General features: G+C 49.2%; 17 protein-coding genes. 10 read left to right on the top strand and 7 right to left on the bottom strand.

The genetic code is table 11. The annotated features are described in order from the left end of the window. The first annotated feature begins 13 nt into the window (after positions 1 to 13). The 3 genes from rplQ to aroQ all read left to right on the top strand — a co-directional run bounded on the left by rplQ (position 14) and on the right by aroQ (position 2,221). Complete coding sequence (rplQ, locus tag M4J38_RS02030; RefSeq protein WP_251757855.1) at positions 14 to 541, top strand: 50S ribosomal protein L17; 528 nt, start codon at positions 14 to 16, stop codon at positions 539 to 541. A gap of 98 nt (positions 542 to 639) precedes the next feature. Further along, on the top strand, positions 640 to 1,749 hold the full coding sequence (gene carA / locus M4J38_RS02025) for a glutamine-hydrolyzing carbamoyl-phosphate synthase small subunit (RefSeq protein WP_251757854.1): 1,110 nt from the start codon (positions 640 to 642) through the stop codon (positions 1,747 to 1,749). A gap of 58 nt (positions 1,750 to 1,807) precedes the next feature. Continuing rightward, on the top strand, positions 1,808 to 2,221 hold the full coding sequence (aroQ, locus tag M4J38_RS02020; RefSeq protein ID WP_251757853.1) for a type II 3-dehydroquinate dehydratase: 414 nt from the start codon (positions 1,808 to 1,810) through the stop codon (positions 2,219 to 2,221). Positions 2,222 to 2,605: 384 nt separating this feature from the next. Here the strand turns inward: aroQ and M4J38_RS02015 are convergent, their stop codons facing one another. Next, complete coding sequence (locus M4J38_RS02015) at positions 2,606 to 5,083, bottom strand: hypothetical protein (RefSeq protein ID WP_251757852.1); 2,478 nt, start codon at positions 5,081 to 5,083, stop codon at positions 2,606 to 2,608. Between the two features lie 69 nt (positions 5,084 to 5,152). Between M4J38_RS02015 and M4J38_RS02010 the strand changes: the two genes are divergently transcribed. From M4J38_RS02010 to M4J38_RS02000, 3 genes are all read left to right on the top strand, one after another. After that, positions 5,153 to 5,806 (top strand): toxin-antitoxin system YwqK family antitoxin, encoded by a 654-nt coding sequence (locus M4J38_RS02010; RefSeq protein ID WP_251757851.1) that lies wholly within the window; start codon positions 5,153 to 5,155, stop codon positions 5,804 to 5,806. 268 nt (positions 5,807 to 6,074) lie between these two features. After that, entirely contained in the window at positions 6,075 to 6,941 is an 867-nt protein-coding gene (locus M4J38_RS02005; RefSeq protein WP_251757850.1) for an SPFH domain-containing protein, read from the top strand. A 24-nt stretch (positions 6,942 to 6,965) separates the two neighbouring features. Beyond that, on the top strand, positions 6,966 to 7,154 hold the full coding sequence (locus M4J38_RS02000; protein WP_251757849.1) for an Arc family DNA-binding protein: 189 nt from the start codon (positions 6,966 to 6,968) through the stop codon (positions 7,152 to 7,154). 43 nt (positions 7,155 to 7,197) lie between these two features. On the opposite strand, the gene M4J38_RS01995 is transcribed toward M4J38_RS02000, so the two are convergent. Beyond that, positions 7,198 to 9,567: a M1 family metallopeptidase gene (locus tag M4J38_RS01995; RefSeq protein WP_251757848.1), complete on the bottom strand. Its 2,370-nt coding sequence runs from the start codon at positions 9,565 to 9,567 to the stop codon at positions 7,198 to 7,200. Positions 9,568 to 9,594: 27 nt separating this feature from the next. Continuing rightward, entirely contained in the window at positions 9,595 to 10,176 is a 582-nt protein-coding gene (locus tag M4J38_RS01990) for a HupE/UreJ family protein (protein WP_251757847.1), read from the bottom strand. A gap of 79 nt (positions 10,177 to 10,255) precedes the next feature. On the opposite strand from M4J38_RS01990, the gene M4J38_RS01985 reads away from it, so the two are divergent. Next, the gene (locus tag M4J38_RS01985) at positions 10,256 to 10,753 is read left to right on the top strand and encodes a DUF6702 family protein (RefSeq protein WP_251757846.1); all 498 of its coding nucleotides are present in this window, start codon (positions 10,256 to 10,258) and stop codon (positions 10,751 to 10,753) included. A 118-nt stretch (positions 10,754 to 10,871) separates the two neighbouring features. On the opposite strand, the gene M4J38_RS01980 is transcribed toward M4J38_RS01985, so the two are convergent. The 4 genes from M4J38_RS01980 to M4J38_RS01965 all read right to left on the bottom strand — a co-directional run bounded on the left by M4J38_RS01980 (position 10,872) and on the right by M4J38_RS01965 (position 14,842). After that, entirely contained in the window at positions 10,872 to 12,164 is a 1,293-nt protein-coding gene (locus tag M4J38_RS01980) for a hemolysin family protein (RefSeq protein ID WP_251757845.1), read from the bottom strand. Beyond that, on the bottom strand, positions 12,161 to 12,787 hold the full coding sequence (locus M4J38_RS01975; RefSeq protein WP_308217806.1) for a phosphatase PAP2 family protein: 627 nt from the start codon (positions 12,785 to 12,787) through the stop codon (positions 12,161 to 12,163). Before M4J38_RS01975 ends, M4J38_RS01980 begins: the two co-directional genes overlap by 4 nt. Before the next feature lie 150 nt (positions 12,788 to 12,937). Beyond that, positions 12,938 to 14,098: a formylglycine-generating enzyme family protein gene (locus M4J38_RS01970; RefSeq protein ID WP_251757844.1), complete on the bottom strand. Its 1,161-nt coding sequence runs from the start codon at positions 14,096 to 14,098 to the stop codon at positions 12,938 to 12,940. 9 nt (positions 14,099 to 14,107) lie between these two features. After that, positions 14,108 to 14,842, bottom strand: coding sequence for a bifunctional 2-polyprenyl-6-hydroxyphenol methylase/3-demethylubiquinol 3-O-methyltransferase UbiG (locus M4J38_RS01965; RefSeq protein ID WP_251757843.1), 735 nt, complete (start codon positions 14,840 to 14,842; stop codon positions 14,108 to 14,110). A gap of 230 nt (positions 14,843 to 15,072) precedes the next feature. Between M4J38_RS01965 and glmM the strand changes: the two genes are divergently transcribed. The 3 genes from glmM (at position 15,073) to htpG (ending at position 19,584) form a co-directional block, all read left to right on the top strand. Then, the gene (gene glmM, locus M4J38_RS01960) at positions 15,073 to 16,452 is read left to right on the top strand and encodes a phosphoglucosamine mutase (protein WP_251757842.1); all 1,380 of its coding nucleotides are present in this window, start codon (positions 15,073 to 15,075) and stop codon (positions 16,450 to 16,452) included. A 100-nt stretch (positions 16,453 to 16,552) separates the two neighbouring features. Next, positions 16,553 to 17,680: an aminotransferase class V-fold PLP-dependent enzyme gene (locus tag M4J38_RS01955; RefSeq protein WP_251757841.1), complete on the top strand. Its 1,128-nt coding sequence runs from the start codon at positions 16,553 to 16,555 to the stop codon at positions 17,678 to 17,680. An 80-nt stretch (positions 17,681 to 17,760) separates the two neighbouring features. Beyond that, on the top strand, positions 17,761 to 19,584 hold the full coding sequence (gene htpG / locus M4J38_RS01950) for a molecular chaperone HtpG (RefSeq protein WP_251757840.1): 1,824 nt from the start codon (positions 17,761 to 17,763) through the stop codon (positions 19,582 to 19,584). Positions 19,585 to 19,608: the final 24 nt, after the last annotated feature.

Below are 19,608 nucleotides of genomic sequence, written 5' to 3'. Positions count from 1 at the left end.
AAACTCAAATGTCATGCGCCACGGCGATAAAATCAACAACCTGGGTCGTAAGAAAGCCCACCGCGAAGCGTTGCTCAGCAACCTTTCTATCGAACTGATCAACCACAAAAAGATCGTTACCACTTTGGCCAAAGCCAAGGCGCTGCGCACTTATGTGGAGCCCCTGATCACCAAGTCCACCAAGAACGCCAGCAAAGAGCAGATCATGCACCAGAGCCGCGTTGTTTTCAGCTACCTGCAAAACAAAGAGGCCGTGAAAGAACTGTTCACAGTGGTGGCGCCTAAAGTGGCTGCACGTCCCGGTGGTTACACCAGGATCCTGAAACTCGGTAAAAGGGTGGGTGACAATGCTGAACTGGCACTGATCGAACTGGTTGACTTCAACGAGGTTTACGGTAAAGCGACCGCTAAAGCCGATGAGCCCGCGAAGAAAACACGTCGTAGCAGAAGCGCTAAGAAAGCAGAAACCACTGCTCCTGCCGCTGAAGCTACACCGGCTGAAGAAACTGCCGCTCCTGCGGAAGATAAAGCAGCTGAATAAGAACGATGTTTTAATTTTCTTCATAGAGGCAAGACTTTTAAAGGTCTTGCCTTTTTTTCGGCCTTTATTTTTTACTTTTGCAAAATTTTTCTTTACAAATGGCGAATACCTCTTCTTCTCAGGCCATCCTTCTTCTGGAAGATGGCACCGTACACTACGGAAAAGCTTTTGGTAAGATCGGCACCACCGCTGGTGAAATATGCTTCAATACCGGCATGACCGGTTACCAGGAAGTGTTTACCGACCCTAGTTATTACGGGCAGATTCTTATCATGAACTCGGTGCATGTGGGCAACTACGGTGTGAAGGAAGAAGATGTCGAATCAGGCAACGTGAAAATCCGCGGACTGATCGGACGCAACCTCGAAGAACAGTATTCCCGCCTTCAGGCCAACGGTTCCCTCCAGGACTACCTGGTGGAGAACAACATCGTGGCCATCGAGGACGTGGATACCCGCTCGCTCGTGGCGCACGTACGCACCAAAGGGGCCATGAACTGCATCATCTCCTCGGAAATCCTCGACCTGGAGCAACTGAAGGCCGAACTGGCTAAAGTGCCCTCCATGGATGGGCTGGAACTGGCTTCACAGGTAAGTACCACCGAAGCGTATGAACTGGGTGATCCTAATGCTGAAATACGCATCGCCGTAATGGACTACGGGGTGAAAAGAAATATCCTCCGCTGCATGACCGATCGCGGCGCTTTCGTGAAAGTGTTCCCGGCGAAAACACCATTGGAAGAAGTAAATAACTTCAAACCGGATGGTTACTTTATCTCCAATGGTCCCGGTGATCCGGCACCGATGGATTACGCCATCACCGCGGTAAAAACATTGATGGAAGAAAACAAGCCCATGTTCGGTATCTGTCTTGGTCACCAGTTGCTGGCCCTGGCCAATGGTATCCCCACATTCAAAATGCACCACGGACACCGCGGTCTTAACCACCCGGTGAAAAACCTGGTTACCGGCCGGTGTGAGATCAGTACGCAGAACCACGGTTTCGGAGTTGACCCGGAAGCGGTGAAAAAAGCGGACCATATCGAGATCACACACCTCAACCTGAACGATCACTCCATTGAAGGGATCCGCGTGAAAGGAAAACCTGCCTTCTCGGTACAATACCACCCGGAAGCCACACCGGGCCCGCACGACAGCCGCTACCTTTTCGATGATTTTATTCAACTCATCAGGGATAGTAAAAAATAGTTCATCAGGAGTTCCGGGCATACCACCCGGAACTTTTATCTTACAGTAAACTCGTCGTATGCGCATCGCCATCATCAACGGTCCTAACCTGAACCTGCTTGGAAAACGTGAGCCCGATATCTACGGGGCGCAAACTTTTGAAGATTATTTCGCAACGCTGAAAGCAGTTTTTCCGGACATCACTTTCACTTATTTCCAGAGTAACGTGGAAGGAGAACTCATCAACGCTTTGCAGGAATTTGGTTTTGACTACGATGGCATCATCATGAATCCTGGCGGTTACACGCATACATCCGTGGCCATCGGGGATTGTATTGCCGGCATACGCACACCGGTAATTGAAGTGCATATCAGTAATGTTCATGCGCGGGAAGATTTCCGGAAGATTTCACACGTATCGGCGAAGGCGAAGGGAACGATCTGCGGGTTAGGGATGAAGGGGTATGCGTTGGCGGTACAGGCTTTCCTGTAGGGGTTCACGCAACTGCTTCGCAGTGCGCAATCTTGCAGACGTAAGGTGCCGTTGATTGGGGGGGAGGTTATGGTATCTTAATATATTTTTCTCGCAACGGCGCAACGACGCAAAGGCCTTGTTAGCTTGCAAACACGTTTTGGTAATATCTTCGATTGCCAGGCTTACTCCAGAAAAAGATGCATGAATATAAGTGGATGTCTCTTACAGAGCACCCCTTATATAGTTATAACAAGAATAGCGAATCGGGCTCTAACGTTGCGCCTTTGCGTCGTTGCGAGAAATAAAATACGCTCCTCCATAATAATCGTCCGAACGAAATCAGAGCCTTGCATCCCTTGTTCCTGCAAGGAACGAAACATTGCGCCATTGCGTGAAAAAAAATCACAACTTCTGCACCTCATCCAACTTCGCAACATATATACTTCTCCCATGCGTAGCCACTACAATTTCATTCTCTCTTTCCTGGATCGCAATATCATGAACAGGCACTTTAGGCAATGAGTTCCCGAAAGCCATATAGCTTTTCCCTTTATCCACAGAAACATACAGCCCACCATCGGTTCCAACATAAATGATATTGGCGTTTTTGGGATCTTCTTTCACCGTATTGATGGGTTCAGGGGGTAAGCCATTGGAGATAGAGCGGAAGGTTCCACCGTAATCGTCGCTAACATACAGCAACGGCGCGAAATGATCATTTCTGTACCCATTGAGGGAAACATAAACACGACCGGTATCATAGCGTGAAGGTGTTACACAACTTACCCAGAGGTCCTGCGGAAGTTTTTGCGCGATGCGCGTCCAGGAGTAACCGCCGTTGCGGGAGATGTGTATCAGGCCATCATCGCTGCCGGTATAGAGCAGGCCGAACTGGAGCGGAGATTCCGCGATCCAGGTGAGCGTGCCATAAGGAACATCGCCGGGTTTTCCGCCTTTGGTGAGATCGCCGGAAAGGTTGATCAGGGTGTCGGCCTGATTGAGAGAACGATGGAACCGGTTGGAGCCCATGTAAAATACATCGGGATGGTGAGCGGAGAGGAGGATAGGCGTTTCCCAGTTGAAGCGAAGGGGTGTTTCTCCCACAAAATGTCTGGGCCGGATCCTTCTGAAGTTTGATCTTTCTTTATTGGTACGCATGTACGAACCGAACTGAGAGCCGAAGTAGAAAGTACTGTTGTCACGGGGATCCACCTGTACCATCATGCCATCACCACCGCCAAGACGTTTCCAGGCGTAAACGCCGTCGTCGGTCCAGCCGTAACTTTCTTTGTGGGTGGAGGGACCGTACCATACCCCGTTGTCCTGAAGGCCACCGTAAATATTATAGGGTTTTGCGTTATCGGTGGTCACGGAGTAGAATTGTCCGAGCGGGATGCTGTTGGCTTTGAACCAGTTCTTTCCGTTGTCGTAGGTAATGTTGATGCCCCCGTCGTTCCCGTTGATCAGGTGGGAATCGCGGTTGGGGTTCACCCAAAGTGCGTGGTGGTCGGAATGTACATTGGGCCCATCGATTGATTTGAAAGTTTTTCCGCCGTCGGTACTCATCATCAGGGGAACACCGGTGATGAAAACTTTATCTGCGTTGGAGGGGGATACAAATATTTTACCGAAATAGTAGCCGTACGTGCTGTACATGTTGTCCAGTTTTGAGGTATCCACCCGTTTCCAGTTGAGGCCGGCATCATCACTCCTGTACACCTGGCAACCGTAGATGGCGGAGTTGTCCAGCAGGTCATCGTTGGGGCCTTTAAGGTAATCGTATACCACGGAAGGTTTAAAGGTGCCTGAAGCAACTTTTTCTTTCAGCGAAGCGGCGGTATATTCCGAAGGGAACCGGTTCTTCTTTAAAAAGCTATTCAGTTTTTCCGCGTCCAGTGCCGCGAATTGTTCCTTGCTGAGTCCTTTCAGGTCGCGGAGCGTGTATTCGTTGGTGGTAGATGCACTGCGTTCTTCCTTTTTAAACTGGTTATCTACCACCGCGTAAACAATGGATGGATTTTGCGGGTAAACGGCCAGCCCTATTCTTCCCACGCCATCTCCTGAAGGAAACCCGCTCTCTTTGGTGGAGATCAGCTTCCAGGAGTTGCCGCCATCGGTACTTTTATAGATGCCCGATGTTTTGCCGGATTCTTCAAAGTTCCAGGCGGTCCGTGTTTTATACCACATCGCGGCGTATAAAACATCCGGATTTTTAGGGTCAATTTCCATTTCAACGGCCCCGGTATTTTCGTCTATGGAAAGGGTGTTTTTCCATGTTTTTCCCCCGTCGGTTGTTTTAAAAACACCACGTTCTTTGTTGGGAGAATAGAGGTGTCCCAATGCCGCTACCCAGGCGATATCCGGGTTGGTGGGATGAAGCTGCACTTTCCCGATATGGTGCGATTCCGGCAGGCCGAGCCATTCCCAGGTTTGCCCGTTGTTTACGGTCTTGTACACGCCTGTACCGGCATAGGAAGAGCGGCTCGCATTCACCTCGCCGGTTCCCACCCATATCGCGCGGGTTTTCCAGTTCACGGCAATATCGCCCATGAACAGGTTATCCGCGTTATCGAAGATCGGTTCGAACGATTGCCCGTTGTTGGTGGTATGCCATAATCCACCGGTGGCGTACGCCACATAAAATTCTGTTGGATCGGCAGGGTTCACTTCAAGATCGCTCACACGACCGCTCATGATGGCAGGACCCACATTCCTGAAGATTAATTTTTGTAATTTTTCGTTGGTTTCCAGTTCTTTACGAAGTGAAATGCCCTTTATCCTTTCGTCTGCCTTTGTTGGCTTGATTTGTGCGGCGGATGGAAAGGTGGTGGAAAGGGAGGCGGTTAGCAGCAATGCGGCTAGTTTTCTCGTGTGTTGCATGGTGTTGGTTTAAGTAATCCATCATAAACACGGTGTTTTCACGTTTTATGATCATTCAAACTTACTGAAATGCGTTTTATTTTATTGATCCTGTTGTTCATTTCTTCTGATGTGATGGCGCAGTGCAAGGAGTTTATCATCGGAGTGAAGGGCGATACCCTGAATTGCAAAGATTTTAACGGCCTGAAACAAGGGCGCTGGGTAATCCGTTACGAGACTTTGCGCGGTGAACCTGGCTTTGAAGAAGAAGGTGTTTTTAAGGATGGCAAAAAAGAAGGTCCATGGCGCATCTATAGCCTGATGGGCGACCCTATTGGCATGGAACAATACAAGTGGGGGAATAAAGACAGTATTTGTCTCTATTACAACAACCAGGGCGAACTGATCCGGGAGGAAAGCTGGCTCTCTTTTAACCCGGCTAAAAAAATGGACACCGTGGTGGTGGAGAATGTAGAGAAACCCGGAACCTACGTTCAGAAGGTGATTAAACACGAAGGCGCTGCCGTAAAGCATGGCGAATGGCGTACTTATGAACCAGGAAGCGGGTTACTCGTAAAAAAAATGATATACAATCTGGGAGAGCTGGAAGAACAAACGAACAACGCCCTTTCAGGCAACGAGGAGAAAAAAGAAGTGGCCAAGCCGAAGGAGGTACTTGAATTTGAGAAAAAGAATGAGGGGAAGAAAAAGGTACTTACCCGTGATGGACGCACTGGAGGATAGGGTATTTAAAGTTTTTAAATGTTTTTCTGCTGAAAGCACCGGTTAAAAAGCCGGTGCTTTTCTCATTTTAAAGCTATTCACATCCAAATCGGATGGCTCCGCTGTCATTTTCTTCCCCGTTCCTCAGTGTTTTAGCCAATCCTGTTCCGTTAAAAACCTTGCGCTGCCGATAGGGGCGTGCTTTGGATAAAAAATATTTTCATGCTTATTCCACTGAAATTATTTTTTATCCTACATTTGATATCATTATGATATCAAATTAAAATTTATGGAAAAGCTCGTTAAACCCGTTTCCGGCTACCTGGCCTTGTTGCTTAGTCTGCTTGCGCTTGGCGCGGGCATCTACATGATGACGTTGTTTAGAAGTGGCGTCACATACGTTTGGCTGGGCGTATTTTTATTCATCCTGTTCGGTTTCCTCGCTAAAGGCATTATGGTGGTGAACCCTAACCATTCCCGCGTAATGGTGTTCTTCGGCAAGTATGTGGGTACGGTAAAGGAGAATGGACTGTTATGGGTGAACCCGCTTTTCAAAACCTTTAATATTTCGCTCCGGGCACAGAACCTGAACGGACAAAAACTGAAGGTAAACGACAAAATGGGTAACCCCATTGAGATCGCCGCTGTTTGTGTATGGCAGGTAAAAGATACCTACAAGGCCGCTTTTGATGTGGCCAACTACGATCAGTATGTGGAAATTCAAAGTGAGGCCGCCGTGCGTCACCTGGCGGTAAGTTACGCGTACGATAGCCTGGAAGAAGAAAATGCCTCGGGCATCACCCTGCGGGATGGCGGCGAGAAAGTGAATGAGATGCTGGAACGGGAACTGAATGAGCGCCTGGCACCTGCGGGCATCTCCGTGATTGAAGCGCGCATCAGTCACCTGGCCTATGCGCCTGAGATCGCCGGGGCTATGTTACAAAGGCAACAGGCCACCGCTATTGTGGCTGCAAGGGCCAAAATAGTGGAAGGCGCTGTGGGTATGGTGGAAATGGCTTTGGAGATGCTGAATAAAAAACAGATCGTAACATTGGATGAGGAAAAGAAAGCCGCTATGGTGAGCAACCTGATGGTGGTGTTGTGCGGCGAAAAAGCGGCTACGCCGGTATTGAATGCAGGAACGCTGCACAATTAAGTGTATCAACGAAAATGATGTGTTTTGAGTGCAAAAAAGAACTTTGTTTTACGACTGGATGCCGAGGTGTACAATGCACTGGAGAAATGGGCCGCCGATGAGTTCCGGAGTGTGAACGGACAACTGGAATGGCTGATACACCAGCAATTGAAGAAAGAAGGACGCATGCCCAAAAAGAAGGAAAGCGTTGATAAGAAAACTTCGGATCAATAAAAAAGGAGGCTGAAAAGCCTCCTTTTTTATTGATCCGCGTTAATTAGAATCCTTTCTTTTCTTTAGAACGTTGCATGGGATTCGGTCCGGTTGATTGGCCCCTTACCGCGCCCTGCTTCATTTTGAAGGTGGCGAACTTTGATGGCGCCGAAACTTTGGGCCATGTGTTGTTGCTCTCGTCAATATCGGCGGTTTCGCGCATGGGATCCAGTTTAATGGAAGCCACTTCTTTATCGGTTACAAAAACTTTGGTCACTTTGTTCTCGTTTTTGCGCCAGATCTGGGCGGGAATCCTGCTCACTTCTTTGGTGCCGTCGGTAAAGGTGAACTCAACGATCAGTGGCATTACCAGTCCGCCTTTGTTCACGAAGCTGATTTCATACAGGTGTTTGTTGGCCAGTTTGGCGCGGGTTTCCGCATCCACGGCTTCTACGTTGGAAGGCACTTCAAGCGTAACGGAACTGGTATCGATTTTCTCAAGACCGCGCGCGTATCTCCAGTAGAAATCGCGGAGAGAGGTGTCAACATCGGTTTCAAAAACGATGGATTTATCTTCTCTGTTCCTGATCTTGGAAATGTCTTCAAAATTCGATCCCATAGGTGGAGCGATCTTCTGAGTCACTTTTTGTGTGCCGCCACCGCCTGGAATTGCGGCATTGAAATCAGGACGCGCATATTTTACGGTATCGATAGCGATATCACAAGCTTCGATGCTATAAAACCAGCCTCTCCAGAACCAGTCGAGGTCTTCACCGCTGGCGTCTTCCATGGTACGGAACAGGTCGGCCGGTGTGGGATGCTTGAAGGCCCAGCGACGTGCATATTCCCGGAATGCGAAATCGAAAAGTTCGCGTCCCATGATGGTTTCACGGAGAATGTTCAGGCCTGTCGCGGGTTTGGAATAAGCATTCGGGCCGAACTGCGCTATATTCTCGGAATTGGTCATAATGGGCTCCAGTGTTTCTTTGGGCATCTTCATATAATCGGTGATCATGAAGGCGGGGCCACGGCGGGAAGGGAATTTATTGTCCCAGAGTTCTTCCGTCAGGTATTCCACAAACGTGTTCAGCCCTTCGTCCATCCAGGTCCATTGGCGTTCATCGCTGTTTACGATCATGGGGAAGAAGTTGTGGCCTACTTCGTGGATGATTACCCCGAGCATACCGTATTTGGTGGCTTCGCTGTAAGTGCCGTCTTTCTCCGTTCTGCCGTAGTTAAAGCAGATCATCGGGTATTCCATTCCGTTAGCGGCTTCCACGCTTTGTGCAACCGGGTAGGGGTAAGGAATAGAGAACTTGGAATATGTTTTAATGGTGTGCGCCACGGCTTTGGTGGAGTAGGGGCGGTACAGACCATAGGCTTCTTTTCCGTAGAAGCTCATGCACATGGTTTTTTTACCTTCCACGTAAGCGGGCATGGCGTCCCAGATGAATTTGCGGGAAGAGGTCCAGGCGAAGTCACGAACGTTATCGGCTTTGAATATCCATGTTTTTTTACCGGCGGCTTTTTTCCCTTCCGCGATTTTAGCGTCGCTGAGGGTAACGATCTCTACCGGTTCTTTGGAGGTCTGCGCTTTCTGCCAGCGTGCCAGTTGGGTAGGGGAAAGCACCTGCGGGTAATTGAGGCACTCGCCGGTTGACCCAACGATATGATCGGCAGGAACGGTCATTTGTACTTTATAGTTCCCGAAGGTGAGGGCAAATTCTCCCCGGCCGGTGAACTGGTGGTTCTGCCAGCCTTGAAAGTCACTGTACACACACATACGGGGGAACCACTGGGTGATGGTGAACAGGTAGTTGCCGTCTTCTTTAAAGAATTCATAACCGCCGCGACCACCTTCTGCCATGCGGTCGGATATCTTATAGTTCCAGTCGATCTTCAGCACGTATTTCTCTCCGGGCTTCAGTGCTACTGGAAGGTCCACCCGCATCATCGTTTTGTTTACGGTGTAGGGGATTGCCTTACCTGTTGCGTCCGTCAGTTTTTCGATGTTTACCCCGAAGTCATTCGGCTTGGGCTGCATGTTTTCCAGTTGCCTGTCGGTGGTGGCTCTTCCGAGGCTGGAACCATCCTGGTAATTGGCGTTCTTGCTGCTGCTGTGTTCGTTCTCATCGAGTTGCAGCCAGAGGTAGCGCAATTCATCGGGAGAATTGTTGAAATAAGTGATGGTCTCGCTTCCTTTGAGTTTCAGGTTCACTTCATCGAGTTCGCACTTGATGTCGTAGTCCGCGCGTTGCTGCCAGTATTTGGGGCCGGGGGCTCCGCTTGCGGTGCGGTACTCGTTGGGAGTAGGAAGGATGGTGCCCAGTTGCTCGAACTTGTTGCCGTGGTTGGAGCCGGGGTTGTTCTGGATGTTTTGCGCCAATACCGGCGTTACACCCACTGCCAATGCTGCGAAAAGAAGTTTTTTCATTGGAGTTTCACGTGTGTTTGGTTGAATTTATATCGGAAATCGTTCTATTGCCATGAGTAAAGATAGGCAGAAAATACCACCGGAAGCGAAGAGCAGCCATTCCCGCCGTTGCATCCGCATGGCCTGCACCACGATCCAGGAAATCAGCATGATCGCTGCCACGATCAGCAACTGGCCCGCTTCCAATCCCAGGTTGAAAGCCAATAGCTCACCTGCTATGCTGGAACTCTTGCCCAGCAGGCTCTTCAGGTAATTCGAAAAGCCCAGTCCGTGGATCAGTCCGAAGAACAGGGCAAGAAAATAGATGAGCGGAAACTTTGTTTTGAATTCGAATTTCTTCTCCCATACATTGCTCAATGCCGTAAATACAATGGTCACCGGTATGAGGAACTCGATCCAGGCCGTAGAAATGTTCACCACATTTAATACACTCAGTGCCAGCGTAATGGAATGTCCTATGGTGAATGCGGTGATCAGGATCAGCACTTTTTTCCAGTCACGGAAGAGGTAACGTAAGCAAAGGGCGGCCACGAACAGGATATGATCGTAACCCTGAAGGTCGGCGATATGGTCCTTACCCAGACCGAAATAGAGCCAGAAGTCCTGCATGGGGGTGTTTTTAACAGATCAGTTGAAACTGGTTACAAAATAAATCAGAAGTTTGTACCAGAAAAATTCAAGGCAACAAATGGTACTATTATTATGTAAATGGTGGCTTTTTTTTCAGTTAACGACCAGTTCCGCCCATCCATTCTATGTGAGTGTGACCGAAATCAACCACAATGCTTCGGAAAAAAGCCTGGAAGTTGCCGTGAAAATTTTTACGGACGACTTTGAAAACGCCCTGAAGAAAGTCTACAACCGCCCAGCCGACCTGGTGAACGCCGCCAACCACGAAGCGATGGATTCGCTGGTAAGCGATTATATCCGGAAACACCTGCTGGTGAAAGCCGATGGCAAAACCGTTTCCATGAAATACCTGGGCTTTGAAAGAGAATCCGAAGCGGTATGGAGTTACCTTGAAGTGACCGGTATTCCCACGCCACCCAAAAGAATCGATATCTCCAATAAACTGCTCTACGATTATATCGATAAGCAAATCAACATGATGCACATAACGGTGAACGGCAAACGTAAAAGTGGCAAACTGGGTTTCCCCGACGCCGTATGGAGCGCCGTTTTCTAAATCCCGTTGCGTCGTTGCGCCGTTGCGTGCGAAAAAAAACACGCAAGAAAACCTACCCAAAACCAACTAACGCCTTGCGTCCTTGCTCCCTCGCGTCTTTGCGTGGAATTGAAACTTCCTATTCCATCTCACTCCGCAATTCCTCCGAAATACTCACCAGTATCTTATCAATTCTATGCCCGTCCATATCAATTACCTCAAAGCGAAACCCTTTCCACTCCATGGTTTCACCGGTAACGGGAATATGTTCCAGTTCGTGGAGCAGGAACCCGGCGAGTGTATCGAATTCGTGTTCTCCTTCGTTCATCCATTCCGTTTTTTCGAAACGCCTTAAAAAGTCGTAAAACGGAAGTTGGGCATCAACGAGGAAGGTGCCGTCTTCTCTTTCCACGATTTCATAATCTTCATAATCGGGTTCATTGATATCGCCCACAATGGCTTCGAGAATATCGTTCAGCGTGATCATGCCGAGTAAGGTGCCGTATTCATCCACCACGAAGCAGGAATGCGCTTTGGCCTGTTTGAATTTTTCGAGTACCTGATAGGCCGTATTGTTTTCGGGTACAAAAAGTGCGGGGCGCATCAGGTGTTTGAACTGGGTAAGGTCGTTGGAAACATACATGTCTTTCAAGGATACGAAACCTTTGATTTCATCAATCTGCCCTTCGCATACAGGGTAAATGGAGTGCGGGTCTTCCATGATTTTTTCGCGGATGGAGGCCTCGGTATCGCTGATGTCGAACCATACGATATCACTGCGGTGCGTCATCAGTGACGTGATGTTCCTGTCGCCCAGGTGGAACACTCTTTCAATGATTTCCTGCTCGGCTTCTTCAATGGCGCCGTGTTCAGTTCCCTCATTGATCATAGCTTTGATCTCTTCTTCCGTCACCTGACTCTCGTTGGTTTTGATGCGCAGCAGGGAGGTAATGAGACCGGTTGATTTGGTGAGCAATACAATGAAGGGGTGTGTGATGATGCTGATTACTTTCATGGGACCGGCCACGCTTTTGGCGATGCGTTCCGGGTTGGAAAGGCCGATTCTTTTTGGTACCAGTTCTCCCAGCACGAGGGAGAGATAGGTAACAAAAATTACGATGATCGTGGTTGCGATTGCATTGGCGTAAGGCGCCAGCGCGGGGAACCTGCCCAGGAACGACAGTACATCGTCTTTGATGTTTTCGCCCGAGAAGATACCTGTTAAAATACCGATCAGGGTGATCCCGATCTGCACGGTAGACAGGAACGTATCGGGATGGTTGGCCAGGTTCAGGGCCTCACGGGCCTGCTTATCGCCTTTATTGGCCTGGGCTTCAAGGCGGGCTTTTCGTGCGGAAACAAGGGCTATCTCGGCCATCGAGAACAAACCGTTCACAATTACGAGGCCGATCAGTATAAATATTTCGATCATGATTGGGTTGAAAGTTTGTCGAAGGTACGCAATCCTATCTGTCTGTTAAAAATCAACGAGGTGCCCCATCCGATCCCGCAACCAACAAGTGCGCCGCAAAGGATGTCGAGCGGGAAATGCACGCCCACATAAACCTGCGCGTAAGCGATCATACCGGCCCACAGGAATGCGATCCAGGCTTTGTTCCAGATGTACCGGTAAGTCTGGAAAATGAACATGGCCGCACCGAAATGGCTGGCGGCGTGGGAGGATGTGAAACTGGAATTTTTTGGACAGTTCAGTACCAGGAAACGTACGCTGTGCGCCAGTTGCGGGTCGTTACATGGTCGGAAGCGGGGGATAAGTTCCTTGATGATGCCGCTGGATACAATATCCGTGAGTGCCGCGGTGAGAATGGCGAATACGATCCAGCCCAGTCCTTTTTTCCCGAAATTGCTCCAGGCCAGCACGAACAGGAAAAGGTAAAGCGGGATCCAGATAATGGATTCCCTCATATACGGGAGAAACGAATCGAGGAAACTATTGTGCCATTTCCCGTTCAGCAGATGAAATAATTCCTGGTCGAGCCGGGCCAGCGGGCCGTTCCAAAAGGCTCCTGGTGCGGATGCATCCATAAGTGTCATAACTGTAAAAATACGGAGTTGCCGCTAACCTGAGGGAGGAATTTTGTGGAAAACTCCTTGGTTATCTTTTTATTATCAATGTGTTCCGTTCGAACCTGTATACGGTTGGAACCACGAAATTAATCACCAAACTATCCTGTTTACAGCGCGTCAATGGTCTTTCACACAACGGAATCCCACATGGTTGGTGGGGGAGCGGTATTCTCCTTTTCCCCGTGTGCCCACCATATAACGGGTACAGTATTCATCGGTACAAAGAAAGGAGCCGCCGCGTTGAACTTTCTTTTTCATCCCGGGTTCAGCCGGATCGAAGGCTTCTTCCGGTCCCAACGGATTTAGGTTAACAGCTTCCGTTAGCGAGCCATAGTAATCGTTCCGGTACCAGTCTGCGCACCATTCCCATACATTTCCGGCCATATCGTAAAGCCCGTAAGGGTTTGGCGGATATTGTCCCACAGGAGCGATACCTGTAAAACCGTCTTTCCCTTCATCCCGGTTGGGGAAAGAACCCTGGAAAGTATTGGCCATGTGTTTCCCGTTCAACGTAAAATTATTGCCCCAGGCGTAGAGGTTGCCGGTTTTACCGCCGCGCGCCGCGAATTCCCACTCCGCTTCGGTTGGCAATCTTTTACCGGCCCACTTCGCGTAAGCGGCGGCATCTTCCCAGGCGATATGCACCACGGGCAGGTTGTCCTTCCCTTTGATGGAAGAACCTGATCCGGAAGGATGTTGCCAGTTTGCTCCGGGAACATACTGCCACCATTGCAGATGGTCCTGTAACGAAACTTTCTGTGTTGTGGGCCTGAATACCACGGAGCCCGCGACCAGTTTATCGGCCGAAACACCTGGGAATTCAGCAGGATCGGGCTTTTGTTCCGCCACGGTAACATAGCCTGTCGCTTTTACGAAGGCCGCGAATTGTGCGTTGGTTACTTCGTTGGCATCCATCCAGAAGCCATGAAGTTGCACGCGGTGCACCGGTCGCGCGTCGTGCATGGGTTCGCCGCCGCCTTGCTGCATGCCGGATGGGTTAACAGAACCCATACTGAATATACCGCCCGGTATCCATACCATACCTTTTTCTTTTGCTGAAGGACGCAAACTGTCTTCCTCGGTTTCTTCGAATGCAGCACCGCCGCCATTCATGAAAATAGCGCTGTCGCTACTATTCATTCCAACCGTACAGGAAACGGCACCGCTTATGCGCAGATGTATGGGGGAGGAGTCTTGTGCTGTAATCACAACGGGCTTTGTGGCTTCTTCCCCACAGGATATCAGGAAGAAAATAAGGGAGGCGAGCGCGTACTTCATGGAGGCAGTTTATTGTTTTTCGGCGATCAAGATGAGCCTGGGGGAATGTGGCTCGTTCCAGTCGTTAAACAGGTAATCGCCGAAAACATCGGTTACCACAAGTCCGTGTTTGTTCAACATGCCGGTGAGGTCCTCTTTCGAGAAAGCGGCCACTCTTTCCGTGAAGGTCATGGGGGTGGGAAGCGCCGGGTCGGTTACCGTGATTTCTTTATAAAAATGGGCATCCGCCAGCCATCTTTTGATGCCGTAAACCGTGGTGCCGATGGTTTTGGTTTCAGCGGGAACCAGTCTTTCAGCCACATAAGGTGTATTCAGGTAATCGATCAGGAATTTCCCTCCCGGCTGCAAGGACTGCGCAATAGTCCGGATCGCGTTAGAATGTTCCCTGCGGGTCCGGAAATAGCCGAAACTGGTGAAGAAGTTGAAGGCGAACTGAAAGTAGTTGATGAGAAAGGGCAGGCGCATATCATGTACATAAAACCGCAACTGGTCGTGTTCGAGGAGTTGCGCCTCCGTAATGCTGTCAGGTGAAATATCGATGCCTGTTACGTCGTAGCCCGCATCCGCGAGTTGTTTGGCGTGACGCCCCTTTCCACAGGCAATGTCCAGCATCCTGGCACCCGGTTCAGGCTTCAGGTAATCGATGAGCTTGGTGATAAAAGCGGCAGCTTCCTGCTCATCTCTTTCCACATACAATTTATGATAGTAGGGGGTATTGAACCACGCTTCAAACCATTCAGCCATTTGAAATTTTGAATTTTGAATTTTGAATGCTGAATGACTTGCTTATTTATCAGCTTGCGTATTGCTTGCCTTTTCCCGCCATCCATTCCGTCAAAATTGACCCCGTTAATCCAAAATCCAAAATCTAAAATTCAACATTCGTCAAAATCTTCGGCAATCGGTTGTGTGCTTCGGGGCTGTTCTTCCTACTTCCCTTTCCCTTATTTTTGTTGCACAAAACCGGATACAACGTGGCACTAATCAAAAGTATTTCAGGGATCAGGGGAACGATCGGCGGAAGACCCGGCGATACCCTTTCTCCCATCGATGTAGTTAAATTTACAGCGGCTTACGGCACTATGCTGGCAGCAAAAGGCGGATCACGTAAAGTCGTGATCGGCCGCGACGGACGCATCAGCGGCGAACTCGTACGCAACCTGGTGGTGAGTACATTAAATGCGCTGGGACTGGATGTGGTTGACCTCGGACTTTCCACCACGCCAACAGTAGAAATGGCCGTTCCTGCTGAAAAAGCCGCGGGAGGTATTATTCTTACCGCCAGCCATAATCCCAAAGAATGGAACGCGCTGAAATTGCTGAATGAAGTGGGCGAATTCATCAGTGCGGAAGAAGGGGCGATGGTATTGGAAAAAGCCGCGAATGATGATTATGTTTTTGCACAGGTAGACAAACTCGGCCGGTTGGAAACCACCGATAAATACATGCAGTTCCATATTGATGCCATCCTGAATTACCCGCTGGTGAACGCGGAAGCCATAGGCAAACGTAAGTTCCGTGTGGTGGTGGACGCGATCAATTCCACCGGAGCGCTTTTTGTGCCGCCGCTGCTGAAAGCACTGGGCGTTACGGATGTAAAAGTATTGCACGAAGAAGTGAATGGGAAATTCGCCCACAATCCAGAACCTTTACCGGAGAACCTGGTGGCGCTGAGCAATGAAGTGAAAAAAGGAGGATACGACCTGGGTATTGCCGTGGACCCCGATGTAGACCGCCTTTGCTTTGTTTGTGAAGACGGCACCATGTTCGGAGAAGAATACACACTGGTGGCCGTGGCCGATTATATATTGAAACACAGGAAAGGAAATACGGTCTCCAATATGTCGTCTACAAAGGCACTCAAGGAAGTAACCCTGTCGCACGGTGGTAAATACTATCCTTCTGCGGTGGGAGAAGTGAATGTGGTGAAGAAAATGAAAGAAGTGAATGCCGTAATAGGCGGGGAAGGGAACGGCGGTATTATTGTGCCCGATTTCCATTACGGCAGGGATGCCCTGATCGGGATTGGGCTCTTCCTCAGCGCATTGGCTGAACATCCCAACGGCACAAAATCTTTCCGTGGGAAATACCCCGATTACTTTATTTCCAAGAACAAGATCGAACTGGAACAAGGCTTTAACGTGGCTTCCATTTTCGGAAAGATCAGTGCTAAATACAAGAACCAGCCCATCAACCAGGAGGATGGGCTGAAGATTGAATTCGACAACGATTGGGTGCACCTCCGCACTTCCAATACGGAGCCCATCATCCGTATTTACGCGGAAAGTAATTTTGAAACAACGGCCAATAATATTGCCCTCCGGTTAATGCAGGATATCAAGGAGTTTATGTAAAAAATACACAGGTTTGTCGATTGAAACAGTCGGCAAACCTGTTATTCCACATATTTTCCGCAATTTTACAGATACGCAAGTGCATTAAAATCAAACAACAGTGCAAAGGATTTACTTAGACAACGCCGCCACCACTTCATTGGACCCGAACGTACTGGACGCCATGATGCCGTATCTCACAGAGAAATTCGGTAATCCTTCTTCTATTTATTCTTATGGAAGGGAAAGCCGTCTGGCCGTGGAAAACGCCCGTAAATCCGTAGCAAAACTGTTGCATGCTCACCCGGCGGAAATTTTCTTTACCAGCGGTGGCACCGAGAGTTCCAATACCGCGATAGGTTCCGCCGTTCGTGACCTGAATTGCAGGCATATCATTACTTCTCCCATTGAACACCATGCCACTCTGCATACCGTTGAACACCTCTACCATGCAGGTGAGGCGGCACTTTCTTATGTAAAGTTGCTTCCTAATGGTCATGTGGACCTGGAGGACCTCGAAAGGATACTCGCTTCCAGCGAAGAAAAATGCCTGGTTACGCTGATGCACGCCAACAACGAGATTGGTAATATACTTGACCTTCATGCGGTGGGTAATCTCTGTAAAATGTACAGCGCCATATTCCACAGCGATACCGTTCAAACGGTAGGGCACTATCCCTTCGATCTCAGGAATACACCCGTGCATTTCATCACCGGCGCCGGACATAAGTTCCATGGTCCCAAAGGTGTGGGACTGCTTTATGTGAACGAGAATGTGAAAATCAAGCCGTTCATCCACGGCGGTTCCCAGGAAAGAAATATGCGCGCGGGTACCGAAAACCTTTACGGTATCGTGGGGTTCGCACGTGCGCTGGAAATGGCGATGGATAATTTTGAACAGGAAAGCGCCTACATTCAGGAACTGAAGTTCTACATGATGGAGCAATTGAAGAAACACGTGAAAGGCGTGGGCTTTAACGGCGATCCGGTGGGTAGAAGTCTGTACACCGTGCTGAGCGTGAGCTTTCCTAAAACAGAGAAGTCAGAATTACTGCTTTTCAACCTTGATATCAACAACATCTGCGCTTCCGGCGGCAGTGCCTGTACTTCCGGCGCGGAGCAGGGATCTCACGTTATCAGGGCCATCAACAACAACCCCAACCAGGTTACCGTGCGCTTCTCTTTCAGTAAAAATAACACGAAGGAAGAGATCGACCAGGTTGTTGACCGTCTGAAAGACCTTATTTAACTGTAGTTCCGCAAATTTGGCAGTTTCGCCCCTGCTGGCACTTTCTTTGAACCCCGAAGGGTCAAAAAAATATCGTTGCTATGCAAAAAGGTGCGATCCGGGTTCAAACCGAGAACATTTTTCCTATCATTAAAAAGTTCCTGTACAGCGACCACGAAATTTTCGTGCGGGAACTCGTTAGTAACGCGGTAGACGCTACCCAGAAACTCAAAACCCTTTCCTCCATTGGCGAGGCGAAAGGTGAACTGGGTGAATTGCGCATCGACGTTAAAATTGATACCGAAGCCAAAACACTCACGATCTCCGACCGGGGTGTGGGCATGACCGCCGAAGAGGTGGACAGGTACATTAACCAGGTGGCTTTCAGCGGCGCTGAAGAATTCCTCAACAAATACAAAGGGCAGAACGAAGCCAATATCATCGGCCATTTCGGACTTGGTTTCTACTCCTCCTTCATGGTGAGTAAGCACGTGGATGTGATTACCCAGAGTTTCAGGGAAGGAGCGGAAGCGGTGAAATGGAGTTGTGACGGAAGCCCCGAATATACATTGGAGCCTACACAAAGAGAATTCCGCGGAACCGACATCGTGATGCACATCAACGAAGAAAGCGAAGAGTTCCTGGAAGCAGGGCGCATCCGCAGCATCCTCGAAAAGTTCTGTAAGTTCCTGCCGGTGCCGATCTTCTTTGAAGAAAAGCAAATCAACAATATTCAACCGGCTTGGACACGCAAACCTTCAGACCTTACCACAGAAGATTACCAGAATTTTTACAGGGAACTTTATCCCTTCGGAGAACCGCCGTTGTTCTGGATCCACCTCAATGTGGATTATCCGTTTAACTTAACTGGTATTCTTTATTTCCCCAAAATCAAGCAGAGCTACGAAATTCAGAAAGATAAGATCCAACTTTATTCCAACCAGGTTTTCGTGACCGATGAGGTGAAGGACATCGTACCGGAATTCCTGATGCTGCTGCATGGGGTGATCGACTCCCCGGACATCCCATTGAACGTGAGCCGCAGTTACCTCCAGGGCGATCCCAATGTACGGAAGATCAACAACCACATCACGAAGAAAGTGGCCGATAAGCTAGAGGAAATGTTCAACAAAGACCGTAAGGAATTTGAAGAGAAATGGGGACACATCGGACTATTCGTGAAGTACGGCATGATGACCGACGATAAGTTCCTCGACAAAGCCGCGAAGTTCCATGTGTTACAGGATGTGGACAACGAGAAATTTTACACGCTGGAAGAATATAAAATGGCTGCGGAAACCCTTCAGAAAAACAAAGAAGGTAAAACCGTGATCCTTTATACCACCAGCCCGGTTCAGCAAGACAGTTATATCCAGGCCGCCAAAGCCAAAGGCTATATCGTGGTGAAAATGGAGACCATTGTGGATGCCGCTTTCATCAACAATATGGAGATGAAATGGAACGATGTCACGTTCACCCGGGTGGATTCGGATATCGCCGATAACCTGGTTGACAAGTCTGAAGGGAATGCTTCAGTTTTGACCGAAGAGCAATCTGCCCAACTGAAATCCCTTTTCGACCTGAAACTGGACCAGCTCCATGTTTCCGTTGAAGTAAAAGGACTTTCTCCAGAATCAGCGCCCGTTGTTGCCACCCGTCCCGAGTTTATGCGTCGTATGAAAGATATGGCCGCCATTAACGGACAAATGGGTGGATTCTACGCTGCCATGCCAGATGAAGTAACCCTCACGGTGAACGGGAACCACCCGATTTACCAGCAGATACTTGCCGAGGAGCAGGTTCCGGTAAAAGAAAAGCAAGTGCGTAACCTGGCTGATCTGGCCCTGCTGTCGCAGGGATTGCTGAAAGGCAACGACCTGACCGCATTCATCAACAGGAGTGTGGAGTTAATGGGGAAACAATAAATAAATTGGTATAACTAATAGCGC

It is taken from the genome of Parasegetibacter sp. NRK P23 (genome assembly GCF_023721715.1).
Taxonomy (GTDB): Bacteria; Bacteroidota; Bacteroidia; order Chitinophagales; family Chitinophagaceae; genus Parasegetibacter.
The sequence above is the reverse complement of the archived record's forward strand: the minus strand, read 5'-3'. Positions and strand labels throughout refer to the sequence as shown.